Raw genomic sequence first — 11,347 nt, forward strand, 5'->3', positions numbered from 1 at the left:
TGCGCATTCAGGCGGCGCTGGCGGCGCGCGCGGCGAGCTCGGCGGCGCGCACCACGCTGGCGGGGGTGCCGCCAATGCCCCAGCTATCCGGCTGGGCGTTGGCGATATGCACGCGGATACGGGCTTTCTCGGTGCCGAGGTTGCGGTGCAGGATCTCGGTAATGGCGGCAATGATGCGGTGATGCTGCTCTTTCGGGCGGCCTTCCATTAGCACCATCTGCACGAAGGGCATTTCCACCTGCGGGCGCGGCGTGGTCTTCAGCGCCTCGGCGGCGGGTACCCCGGCGATGCCCCACAGCTCCAGGTCCACCTCGGTGATCCAGACTTCCAGCCGGTCCTTGGGCGCGGCGAGGATGTTGGACATCGCCTCGGACACCTCCGCGATGACGGCGCGCAGCACGGCGCGGGGATGGCCTTGCAGCAGGTTGATATGGGCGACGGGCATGTCGGGGTCTCCCTTCTGGGTTAGGGCAGGCCGCGGCGGCGGCCGGAATCGAGCATCAGCGTGGAGCCGGTCATGGCATCGGCCTCGGGGTCGAGCAACAGGCTCACCCCCCAGGCGACTTGTTCGGGCGTGGTGAAGGCGCCGATGGCGGATTCGGCCTTCAGCTCCGCGAACACTGCCTCGACATCGGTGCCGCGCTGCGCGGCGCGCGCGGCGGCGACATTGCGCAGGCGCTCGGTGTCCGCCGGGCCGGGGGCGATGACATGCGCCGTGACCCCGCGCGGGCCGTAAGCCAGGGCAAGCTGGCGGCAGAGATTCATCAGCGCCGCGTTGCCCACGCCCGCGGTGGCGGCGTAGGCGGTGGGTTCCAGCCCGTAATGCCCGCCAATGGCGATGATGCGCGATTGCGGCACGAAATGCGCCTCGGCCGCGCGCACCAGCCGCAGCAGGCCGCAGACCTTCACATTCACCGCGCCCAGCAGAGCCTCGGGGGAGGCCTCCAGCACCCCGCCCGCCACCGGCACGCCGACACTGTGCACAATGGCGCGGACCGGGGCGTCCAGCGCGGCGGCGATGGTGGCGATGGCGGTGTCGGCGCCCAAATCGGCGGCGCAGAAGCGCGCGCCCGCCGGTAGCCCGGCGGGCGCCGTGCGACCGATGATGAGTGCGTCGAGCCCGCGCTCAAGCAGCCGCCGCACGATGATCTGGCCGATGGCGCCGGCGCCGCCGGAGACGATGGCTAGTTCGCGCGCCATTACACGAAGCGCGCCGAGACGCTGCCGAGACCCTGCATGCGTAGGCACACATGGTCGCCCGCCGCGCAGGCCACGGCCTCGGTGATGCCGCCGGTCAGGATCACGTTGCCCGCCTCCAGCCCTTCATCGCGCCGGGCCAGCAGGTTGACGACCAGCGCCACCGCCAGGGCCGGATGCCCGAGCACCGCCGCTCCGGCACCAAACGAGAAGGGCTTGCCGTTATGCTCCAGCACCATGCCGAGCGTGCGCAGATCGAGATCCTCCACCTTCCGTGCCAGCCCGCCGAGCACAAAGCGCGCGGAGGAAGAGTTGTCGGCAACCACCGAGGGGAAATCGAATTTGAAATTCTCGTAGCGGGAGTCGATGATCTCCATCGCCGGCATGACGAAATCGGTGGCGGCGAGCACGGCGCCGATATGGCAGCCCGGCCCGCGCAGGGGCTTTTTCAGCACGAAGGCGATCTCAGGCTCAACGCGCGGGTGGATCAGCTTGGCGCGCTCGATCTCGCCGCCATCGGCATCGGCGAAATAATCGGCGAGGAAGCCGTAAGAGGGGGTCTCCACCCCCACCTGCTTCATCTTGGCGCGCGAGGTCAGCCCCGCCTTGAAGCCGATGATCTGCGTGCCGCGCGCGGTTTTGCGGCGGCGGATCTCGTGCTGGATGGCGTAGCCGTCTGCCTCGGTGATGTCTGGATGCGCGCGCGAAATTTGCGCCACGGGCTGGGCGTTGAGCTCGGCGTTTTCTAGATATTCAGCCAGTTGCGCGATGGTTTCAGGGGTCATGGCCGCACCTCAGGCAAAACGGACGGCGCAGGAGCCCAGCCCGCCAATGGTCATGGAAAGATGATCGCCCGCGGCGATGGGGATGAGTGTGGCGAGCGAGCCGGAGAGCACGACCTCGCCCGCCTTGAGCGAGATGCCAAGCGGGCCGAGCGTGTTGGCCAGCCAGGCGATCGCATTGGCCGGGTGCCCGAGCGCCGCCGCCCCCGCACCGGTGGCCACCACCTCGCCATTCTTCTCCACCACCATGCCGCAGAGCGCGAGGTCGAGCCGGCGCGGGTCGAGCGCCGCGCCGCCCAGCACGAACACGCCGCAGGAGGCGTTGTCCGCCACCGTGTCGATGATGCCGATCTTCCAGTTTTCGATGCGGGAGTCGACAATCTCGAAACACGGCATCACCGCCTCGGTGGCGGCGATGACCTCGGCCACGGTCACGCCGGGGCCGGTGAGGTCGCGCTTCATGACGAAGGCGATCTCGCCTTCGGCCTTGGGCTGAATCAGGCGTGACATCGGGATCACGTCGCCCTCGTTATAGATCATGTCGCTCAGCAGCAGCCCGAAATCGGGCTGGTTGACGCCGAGCAGCGTCTGTACCGCGCGCGAGGTGGCGCCCACTTTTTTGCCGACGATGCGCGCGCCCGCGGCGAGGCGGTGGCGCAGCATGCGCTCCTGGATGCGGTAGGCATCCTCGATGCTGAGATCATGTCCGCGTCCGGAGAGCGGGGCGACCGGGGCGTGGGTGACGAGCGCGTTGTGCAGCTCGTCGCCGAGCGTGGTGAGCAGCTCAGAGCTTGACGCAGACATTCTTCAGCTCCGTGTAGAATTCCAGGGAGTGCACGCCGCCCTCGCGGCCGATGCCCGATTGCTTGGCACCGCCGAAGGGCGTGCGAAGATCGCGCAGGAACCAGGAATTCACCCAAACCACGCCCGCCTCCACGGCGGCGGCAACGCGGTGGGCGCGGGCCAGGTCGCGCGTCCAGATCGCGGCGGAAAGGCCGTAATCCAGCGAATTGGCGCGTTCGATCACTTCGTCCTCGGTATCGAAGGGCGAGACATGGCAGCACGGGCCGAAGATTTCCTCGCGGCAGACGGCGGCATCGTCGGGCAGGCCGGCCCACACGGTCGGCTGCACCCAGGCGCCGCCCGCGTAGTCGCCGGGCATCTCGGGCACGCCGCCACCGGCCACCACCGTCGCGCCCTCCTCCACCGCCTTGGCGTAATAGGAGAGCACCTTGCGCCGGTGCTCCTGGCTGATGAGCGGTCCCATGCTCACGCCTGGCTCATGCGGCGGGCCGACGCGCATGTTTTCGGCGGCGGTCTTCAGCGCGGCGACGAATTTATCGAAGAACGCGCGTTCGACGAAGACGCGCTCCGTGCCCAGGCAGACCTGCCCGGTATTCATGAAGCAGGAGCGCAGCGTGCCCTCGATAGCGGCGTCGAGATCGGCATCGGCGAAGATGATGCCGGGGTTTTTGCCGCCCATCTCCAGCGACACGGGGCGTGCGCCATCGGCGGCGGCCTTCATGATCGCGGCGCCCGTGCGGGTTTCGCCGGTGAAGGTGATGGCGCCGATGCGCGGATGCGTGGCGAGATACTCGCCCGCCGAGCCGGGGCCGAAGCCATGCACCACGTTATACACGCCCGCGGGCACGCCCACCGCGTTCATCACCTCGCCCAGCAGCGCGGCGGTTTGCGGCGTCTCTTCCGAGGGCTTCACCACCACCGCGTTGCCGCAGGCCAGGGCGGGGCCGACCTTCCAGGTCATTAGCAGCAGCGGCGCGTTCCAGGGGCAGATGACGCCGACCACGCCAACTGGGCGGCGGATCGAATAATTCAGCGCGCCGCGGCCATCGGGCGTGGCCATCTCGAAGAATTCGGTCGGCACGTTTTTCACCACATCGGCGAAGACGCGGAAATTGGCGGCGCCGCGCGCGCACATGTGTTTTGCAACGCCAGCCGGCATGCCGGTATCGGCGATTTCGGCGGCGATGAAATCCTCGGCGCGGCGGTCCATCTCGGCCGCCACGGCGTTCAGCAGGTCTACACGGTCGGCCAGGGTGAGCTTGCCCCACGGTCCTTTCAGCGCCGCGCGCCCGGCGGCCACGGCCGCGTCCACATCCGCCTTTGCCGCCTCGGCAACGGTGGCGATCACCGCGTTGGTCAGCGGCGAGCGTTTTTCAAAGTTTTTCCCTCCGGCGCCCTCGGTGAAGGCGCCGGCGATAAAGTTTTGGATGTGGAGCACGGTCAGGCTTTCGTCGGTTAGCTGAACACGGTGAGGAAGGTCTCGTGCAGCTTGCGCTGCGCGTAGTCGAGGCCTTCGGGCAGGTGCTCGACCGGCCAGGTGAGCTTGTGCATGTCGGGGTAGGAGATGTAGCCGCCGGAGAAGGTCTCGAAGCGGTTGCCCGAGCGGTCAAACGCGTAAATGGTGGCGCCGCGGGTGATGCCGTGGCGGGTCGGGCCGATATCCACCGGCACGTTGTTCATCGACATAATGTCAGCCGCGCGCAGCACGCGCTCCCAGGTCTCGATCCAGTAGGAGACATGGTGCAGCTTGCCGTTCTCCGGTGCGCGGACGAAGGCGATGTCATGCGTCTTGTTGGAGCAGGAGAGCCATACGGCGATCTGCGTCTTGCCGTCCTCGGCCACGACTTCTTCCGTCAGGTAGAAGCCGAGCACGTTAATGAAGATGTCGCGCGCGCCATCGAGATCGCCGCCGCCGAGCAGGGCGTGGTCCATGCGGGTGGGGGCGATGCCCTTCTCGGCCTGCGGGCACCACGGCGCCGGGTTGCTATAGGGCAGGCCGTTGCCGACGTCCTTCTTATCGGCATAGAGCTCGATGACATGGCCGGTCGGCACCTCGAAGCGCACGCGCTCGCCCGTGGCCAGCAATTCGCCAGCCGGCACGCGCTCGGTTTTCACACCATAGGCGTTGAGATCGCCTTCCAACTTGTCCAGCGTCGCGGCGCTATCCACCTTGAAGCCGAAGAAATCGATGCCCGCCTTGTCGGATTGGCGCAGGATCAAGCTGTGATGGTCGCGCTCGTCCCAGGCCTTGAAATACACCCGGTCTTGCGCATCTCGCCCGGTTTCCACCAGGCCCAACACCTCGCGATAAAACTTGGCGTCTTCTTCAAGGTTGAGCACGCGAATCTGCGCGTGGCCCGGCCGCATCACTCCAGTAACACCCATGTCTCGTTTCTCCCTTCGGGTTTTGAAAACCTGCCGGCCTTATGTGCCGGATCTGGTAACGCATTTGTTGAGCTTGCCGATTACGGCGACCGTGACTTCCTCCAGCGGGCGCACGCAGCAGGCGAGCACGCGGCCTTGGGCAAGGTCGTCATCGCTGACATATTCACGGCTCATCGGGCGCATCTGCGCATAGGCCCCGGCGGTGATCTGCACCTTGCACACCGAGCAGCCGCCGCCCCGGCAACCCACCGGAATCCCGCGCTTGCCCAGCCGGTACATGCCGGTGAGCAGGCTCTCATCCGTGCGACAGCGATAGGTCTCGCCAGTCTCGGCGATCGTCACCACCACGTTTTGCGCCGCGGCCAGCTGAACGTCCGTCACCCTCGATCCTCGTTTGTTATCAACGATGGGTGCATGTTGCTGGATTTGCGAAACGGCAGAAAATACTTTTTTATGGCGTAAGTCATACTTGTCCGGTATGGCGCGGTTGCGCATCCGCGAAGTAAGCGATGGAAAATCGCGGCGCCGGAAGGCTGACTCAACAACAAGGCGGCACGAGGGAAGCATGATCGAGCTTCGGCATCTTAAATATTTCGCGGCGGTGGCCAGGGAGCAGAATATCGGCCGCGCGGCGCTGGCGCTGAACATCTCGCAGCCGCCGCTCACGCGCCAGATCCAGCAGCTTGAGGAGGAGATCGGCGCGCCGCTGTTCATCCGCTCGGTCAAGGGCGTGGAACTCACGGCGGCGGGGCAGGCGCTCTATGCCGATGCCACGGCGATCCTCTCGCTCACCGATCTGGCCATCGAGCGCGCCCGCCGGGCCGCGCACGGGCAGTTGGGGCGGCTCGATGTCGGCATTTTCGGCACTGGCGTGTTCGACGTGGTGCCCCGCGTTTTGCTGAAATTCCGCAACGCTTTTCCGGATGTGGAAATCGCGATGCACACGATGACCAAGGAGCAGCAGGTGGAGGCGCTGCGCCAGCGCCGCATCACCATCGGCTTCAACCGGCTGGTGTCGAAATACCCCGACGTGAAGTCGCGCGTGGTGATGTGGGAGCGCCTGGTGGTGGGCGTGCCGCGCTCCAACCCGCTGGCCGAGCGCGACGCGATCTCCATCGCCGATCTCGCCGGGCAGCCGCTGGTGCTGTTCCCCAGCACCGGGCATCCGAATTTCTCCGATTTCGTCGCGCATCAATGCCGCGAGCATGGCTTCATCCCGCAAGTGGTGCAGGAGGTGGGCGATGCGGTCACCGGCGTTGCGCTTGTCGCCTCCGGGTTTGGCGTGTGCATCATCCCGGAATCGGCGACGCATTTCAAAGCCTCGGGCGTGGTCTATGTGCGCCTCAAGGAATCACCGCCGACCATGCTCGATGTGAGCTGCCTGTATCTGCGGGACGATCCTTCGCCGATCCTGCGTGAATTCCTGCGTATTCTGGAAGCCTTCCGCGCCGAGAATGGCGTGACCGGGGATGCCTGAGCGGTATGGCGCGCGGCGCCAAACGGTATTGGACGGCATGATGAGCCCCGCCTAGCCTCCCGGCGTTTCATCAGAAACGGAAAGTGGGGGGACATGGCAAAAATCCGATGTGCATTGATCGGCTCGGGCAATATTGGCACCGACCTGATCTACAAGCTGCGCCGCAGCGACGTTTTGGAGCCGGTGTGGATGGTTGGCATCGACCCTGACTCGGAGGGGCTGAAGCGCGCCGCCGCGATGGGGCTGAAGACCACCGCCGCGGGTGTCGACGGCCTGCTGCCGCATGTGGCCACGGATCACATCCAGATCGCGTTCGACGCCACCAGCGCCTATGTCCATGCCGAGAACAGCCGCAAGCTCAACGCGCTGGGCGTGATGATGATCGACCTCACCCCCGCCGCCATCGGCCCGCTCTGCGTGCCGCCGGTGAATCTCAAGCAGCACACCGCCAAGCTGGAGATGAACGTGAACATGATCTCCTGCGCCGGGCAGGCGACGATCCCGATCGTGCATGCCGTCTCGCGTGTGCAGAGCGTGGAGTATGCCGAGATCGTCGCCACGCTCGCGTCGAAATCGATCGGCCCCGGCACGCGCGCGAATCTTGACGAATTCACCTATACCACCTCCGACGCGCTGGTGGCCGTGGGTGGGGCGCGCCGGGGCAAGGCGCTGGCGGTGATCAACCCGGCCGAGCCGCCGATGATCATGCGCAACACCATCTACTGCCTCACCGATGACGCGCCGGATGTCGAAAAAATCACGGAGTCCGTGCTGGCGATGATCGGTGAGGTGCAGACCTACGTGCCCGGCTACAAGCTGGTGAACGGCCCGGTCTTCGACGGCAAGCGCGTCGCCGTGTTCATGGAGGTCGCGGGGCTGGGCGATTATCTGCCCACTTACGCGGGCAATCTCGACATCATGACCGCCGCCGCCACCCGCACCGCCGAGATGTTCGCCGAGGAGATCCTCGCGGGCACGTTGAAACTTCCCGCCCCGCAGGAGGCGCTCGCATGAATTTCCCCGATCTCAAGGGCCGCAAGGTTCTCATCCACGACATGTGCCTGCGCGACGGCATGCACGCCAAGCGCGAGCAGATCTCGCTGGAGCAGATGGTCAAGGTGGCCACGGCGCTGGATGCGGCAGGCGTGCCGATGCTGCAGGTGACGCATGGCGCCGGGCTGGGCGGCAATTCCATCCAGCACGGCTTCGCGCCGCACAGCAACGAGGCCTATATCTCGGCCGTGGCGGCGGCGGTGAAGCGGGCCACCCTCTCGGTGCTGCTCATTCCTGGCCTGGGTACGATGCGCGAGCTGGACTCCGCCTTCCAATGCGGCGCGCGCAGCGTGCATGTGGCGACGCATTGCACCGAGGCCGACACCGCGCAGCAGCACATCGCCTATGGCCGCAAGCTGGGCATGGATACGTCCGGTTTCCTGATGATGGCGCATCTCAACTCGCCCGAGGGCATCGCCGCCCAGGGCCGGCTGATGGAGAGCTATGGCGCGCAGACCGTGTATGTCACCGATTCGGCGGGCTATATGCTGCCCGGCGACGTGACCGCGCGCATCGCCGCGCTGCGCGACGCGCTGAAGCCCGAGACTGAGATCGGCTTTCACGGCCATCACAACATGGGCATGGGCATCGCCAACTCGATCGCCGCCATCGCCGCCGGGGCCAGCCGCACCGACGCCTCGGTGGCCGGGCTGGGGGCTGGGGCAGGGAACACGCCGCTGGAAGTGTTCGTGGCGGTGTGCGAGCGCATGGGCATCGAGACCGGCTGCGATCTGTTCGCGCTGATGGACATGGCCGAGGACATCATCGTGCCGATGATGGACCATATGGTGCGAGTGACCCGCGAGGCGCTGACGCTGGGCTTCGCCGGGGTGTATTCCACCTTCCTGCTGCACGCCAAGCGCGCCGAGGCCCGCTACGGCGTGCCCGCGCGCGACATTCTGGTGGAGCTTGGCCGCCGCAAGATGATCGGCGGGCAGGAGGACATGATCGAGGACACCGCCCTGACCATGGCGCGCGAGCGTGGCATCGCGGTGAGCCGCGCGGCCTAGCTGGCCAGGGCTTCCTCGGCATTGGGGTCGCCCGGCGCGGTGGCCCAGGCCAGCTCCACCAGCGTCACGATCCGCCGCCCGGCGCCATCCTGCTGGCAGACGATCAGCCCCTGCTCCTCCATATAGGCGAACAGGCGGCGCGCGCGGCCCAGCGAGTGGGTGCCGTAAGCGCGGGCGATGGCCGGGTCGCTGGGGCAGGGCTGGCCCTCATGCGCGGCGCGGGCGAGCATCATGAAGATGCCCTGCATGTCTTCGGGCAGGATGGCGGCGCGGCGGGCCACATCCTGCCAGATCCCGTCCTCCGCCATCTCGGCGCTGATGCCGGCGCGCGCGCGGGTGAGCATACGGCGGAAGGCGGCGAGGTCCGGCGCGCCCTGGCCCAGCCCCTCGATGCGGCAGCGGACCAGGAAATCCTGATACAGCACGCCGACGGTGCGGAACCCCGCCTCGGGGTCGGCCAGGATGGCGGCCAGGATGCGCTCCAGCCGGGCGCGGCGCGCCGCCAGCTCCTCGGGGCTGGGCGGGGTTTCCTCGGTCTCGGGCGTTTTGTCGGTCGCCGGAGTCGCGGCCATGAGCTGGCTCAGCAGGTCTGGCGCCGGGGGCGGCGGCGGGCGGCGGGTTGGCCGCGCGGCCTCGGGCGGTGGCGCGGCCAGGATCACCGCGCGCACCTCCTCGGGGGCGGCGCCGGGCAGCGGGGTCAGCCGTGGGGTGGCGTTGCGCGGCTGCGTCTCGGTCGGGCCGATGTACAGCGCCAACGGGCGGCGCGACAGCGCCGGGCCGAGCGCCATGAACTGCCCGCGCTCCAGGTCGCGGAACGCCTCGGCTTGGCGGCGCTCCATGCCCAGCAGGTCGGCGGCGCGGGCCATGTCGATGTCCAGGAAGGTGCGGCCCATCAGGAAATTGGAGGCTTCGGCGGCGACGTTCTTGGCCAGCTTGGCCAGGCGCTGGGTGGCGATCACCCCGGCCAGGCCGCGCTTGCGCCCGCGGCACATCAGGTTGGTCATCGCGCCCAGCGAGAGCTTGCGCGCCTCGTCCGAGACCTCGCCCGCGGCGGCGGGGGCGAAAAGCTGCGCCTCGTCCACCACCACCAGCACCGGGTACCAATGGTCGCGCGGCACGTCGAACATCCCGCCCAGAAAGGCGGCGGCGCGGCGGAGCTGCATTTCGGCGTCCACCCCCTCCAGGTTCAGCACGGTGGAGACGCGGTGGCTGCGCGCGCGCTCCCCCGCCAGTTGCAGCGCCTGCTCGGTATGCGCCTCGGCGTCGATCACCAGATGCCCGAAGCGTTCGCCCAGGGTGACGAAATCGCCCTCGGGGTCGATGATCGCCTGCTGCACCCAGGGCGCGCTCTGCTCTAGCAGCCGGCGCAGCAGATGCGACTTGCCGGAGCCCGAATTGCCCTGCACCAGCAGGCGGGTGGCCAGCAGTTCTTCCAGGTCCAGCGCCGCGGCCTCGCCCGCCGCATTCCGTCCCATCTCGATCGCAACCGTCATGACTCGGGTCTTCGCCTCCTTGCGCGGAGGGGCTGCTTATCAATCCGGGCGGGGCGCGTCGAGCCGTCCGGGCTTTAACGTGGGCGCAGGGCGCGGTATTGCCAGGGTATCGGAGGGGCCTATGAAGCTGTTCATGTTCGCCATCGGCGGCGATTTCCGCAATTCCAATGTCGAGCTGCACGATGTGCGCTTCGCCGCCGGGGCGAGTGAGGAAGCCTGCTACCCCGAACTGCACCGGCAATGGTGGGGCGAGCCGGAGAGCCTGCATCTGGACGCTTGGGGCGAGCTGGCCCAGGCGGATGGGCATGACATCATCCTGAGCGCGACTCCGGCCCCGCCGGGGGCGGCGAAGCTATTCTTCGTCAATCTCGGCGGCTACGACGCGGGGGAATTTGGCGAGCTGCATAAAAACCTGCTGCTGGTGGAGCCGGATGCCAAGGCCGCCACAGCCCGCGCCCTGGAGGCCGCCAAGAGCTGGGAGCAGCCCCATAAGGATGGCGTGTTCGAGGTGGACAAGGCGCTCGACCTCGCCGCCGATCTGGCCCGCCACGGGCTGCATCTGCACCTGCGCCCGGCCAGCTCGGCGTGGCCATTCCTCTTCACCTGCGGCTACATCCCCATTGGCCGGATGAAAGAGACCTACCCCGCCGGGGGTTAGGCCTGCAGGCCGAATTCGCGCAAGGCGGGGATGAAGTTCACATTGTCATGGCTCTCGCGCGAGAGCTTGATGAGGGTGAAGCGCTGCAGCGCCGACAAACCCGCCCATTGCGCCGGAGAGGGCGCCGCCACCCCCAGGCTTTGCGCATAATCGGCGACCTGGGCGGGCACGCGGCTGGTATCGGCCCAGGCCGGGGCGGGCTCGACCGGCAGGAAGGACGCGCTCTCCCCGGAGCGCTGCGCGATCAGCGACTCCAGCGCCGCGCGGTATTGCGCGGCCTCGTCTGCCGTCTCGCAGGCACGGTGCAGCAGGGCGTGGCGGTCTTCCTCGGTGAAGTGGCTCCACTGGCGCAGCGAGAGCTTCACGCCGCACAGATCCAGCTTGTAGCGCACCGCCATCGGGATGCAGCGCAGGCTACCGGCGAAATCCTGCTCGAACGCAAAAACCGAATCAAAGGCCATGTGTTGATATCCTGCTGAGATTGGTGC

Annotated in this window: 13 protein-coding genes; 4 read left to right on the plus strand and 9 right to left on the minus strand. The window is 67.5% G+C overall.

Annotated elements, in window-relative coordinates:
• Positions 1-7 precede the first annotated feature (7 nt).
• Genes LI953_RS08120 through LI953_RS08150 form a run of 7 tightly spaced genes read right to left on the minus strand, consistent with a single transcriptional unit; the run spans position 8 to position 5,549 of the window.
• A complete protein-coding gene (locus tag LI953_RS08120; protein WP_227075543.1) occupies positions 8-445 on the minus strand; it encodes a tautomerase family protein in 438 nt (145 codons plus the stop codon).
• Positions 446-465: 20 nt separating this feature from the next.
• A complete protein-coding gene (locus LI953_RS08125) occupies positions 466-1,200 on the minus strand; it encodes an SDR family oxidoreductase (protein ID WP_227075544.1) in 735 nt (244 codons plus the stop codon).
• Positions 1,200-1,982, minus strand: a complete 783-nt coding sequence (dmpH, locus tag LI953_RS08130) for a 2-oxo-3-hexenedioate decarboxylase (RefSeq protein WP_227075545.1) — start codon at positions 1,980-1,982, stop codon at positions 1,200-1,202. The genes LI953_RS08125 and dmpH overlap by 1 nt, the downstream gene beginning before the upstream one ends.
• A 9-nt stretch (positions 1,983-1,991) precedes the next feature.
• Complete coding sequence (dmpE, locus tag LI953_RS08135) at positions 1,992-2,783, minus strand: 2-oxopent-4-enoate hydratase (RefSeq protein WP_227075546.1); 792 nt, start codon at positions 2,781-2,783, stop codon at positions 1,992-1,994.
• Positions 2,764-4,221, minus strand: coding sequence for a 2-hydroxymuconic semialdehyde dehydrogenase (locus LI953_RS08140; RefSeq protein WP_227075547.1), 1,458 nt, complete (start codon positions 4,219-4,221; stop codon positions 2,764-2,766). Before LI953_RS08140 ends, dmpE begins: the two co-directional genes overlap by 20 nt.
• Before the next feature lie 17 nt (positions 4,222-4,238).
• Positions 4,239-5,168 (minus strand): catechol 2,3-dioxygenase, encoded by a 930-nt coding sequence (locus LI953_RS08145; protein WP_227075548.1) that lies wholly within the window; start codon positions 5,166-5,168, stop codon positions 4,239-4,241.
• A gap of 39 nt (positions 5,169-5,207) precedes the next feature.
• A complete protein-coding gene (locus LI953_RS08150; protein ID WP_227075549.1) occupies positions 5,208-5,549 on the minus strand; it encodes a 2Fe-2S iron-sulfur cluster binding domain-containing protein in 342 nt (113 codons plus the stop codon).
• Between the two features lie 184 nt (positions 5,550-5,733).
• On the opposite strand from LI953_RS08150, the gene LI953_RS08155 reads away from it, so the two are divergent.
• The 3 genes from LI953_RS08155 to dmpG all read left to right on the plus strand — a co-directional run bounded on the left by LI953_RS08155 (position 5,734) and on the right by dmpG (position 8,708).
• A complete protein-coding gene (locus tag LI953_RS08155) occupies positions 5,734-6,645 on the plus strand; it encodes a LysR family transcriptional regulator (protein ID WP_227075550.1) in 912 nt (303 codons plus the stop codon).
• Positions 6,646-6,738: 93 nt separating this feature from the next.
• On the plus strand, positions 6,739-7,659 hold the full coding sequence (locus LI953_RS08160; RefSeq protein ID WP_227075551.1) for an acetaldehyde dehydrogenase (acetylating): 921 nt from the start codon (positions 6,739-6,741) through the stop codon (positions 7,657-7,659).
• The gene (dmpG, locus tag LI953_RS08165) at positions 7,656-8,708 is read left to right on the plus strand and encodes a 4-hydroxy-2-oxovalerate aldolase (RefSeq protein WP_227075552.1); all 1,053 of its coding nucleotides are present in this window, start codon (positions 7,656-7,658) and stop codon (positions 8,706-8,708) included. Before LI953_RS08160 ends, dmpG begins: the two co-directional genes overlap by 4 nt.
• Here the strand turns inward: dmpG and LI953_RS08170 are convergent.
• Positions 8,705-10,201 (minus strand): ATP-binding protein, encoded by a 1,497-nt coding sequence (locus LI953_RS08170; RefSeq protein ID WP_227075553.1) that lies wholly within the window; start codon positions 10,199-10,201, stop codon positions 8,705-8,707. The two genes, dmpG and LI953_RS08170, sit on opposite strands and share 4 nt — an antisense overlap.
• Before the next feature lie 121 nt (positions 10,202-10,322).
• On the opposite strand from LI953_RS08170, the gene LI953_RS08175 reads away from it, so the two are divergent.
• On the plus strand, positions 10,323-10,859 hold the full coding sequence (locus tag LI953_RS08175; protein WP_227075554.1) for a DUF1543 domain-containing protein: 537 nt from the start codon (positions 10,323-10,325) through the stop codon (positions 10,857-10,859).
• On the opposite strand, the gene LI953_RS08180 is transcribed toward LI953_RS08175, so the two are convergent.
• The gene (locus LI953_RS08180) at positions 10,856-11,320 is read right to left on the minus strand and encodes a nitrate reductase associated protein (protein WP_227075555.1); all 465 of its coding nucleotides are present in this window, start codon (positions 11,318-11,320) and stop codon (positions 10,856-10,858) included. The two genes, LI953_RS08175 and LI953_RS08180, sit on opposite strands and share 4 nt — an antisense overlap.
• Positions 11,321-11,347 lie beyond the last annotated feature (27 nt).

This window comes from Acidocella sp. KAb 2-4, assembly GCF_020567705.1.
Lineage (GTDB): Bacteria > Pseudomonadota > Alphaproteobacteria > Acetobacterales > Acetobacteraceae > Acidocella.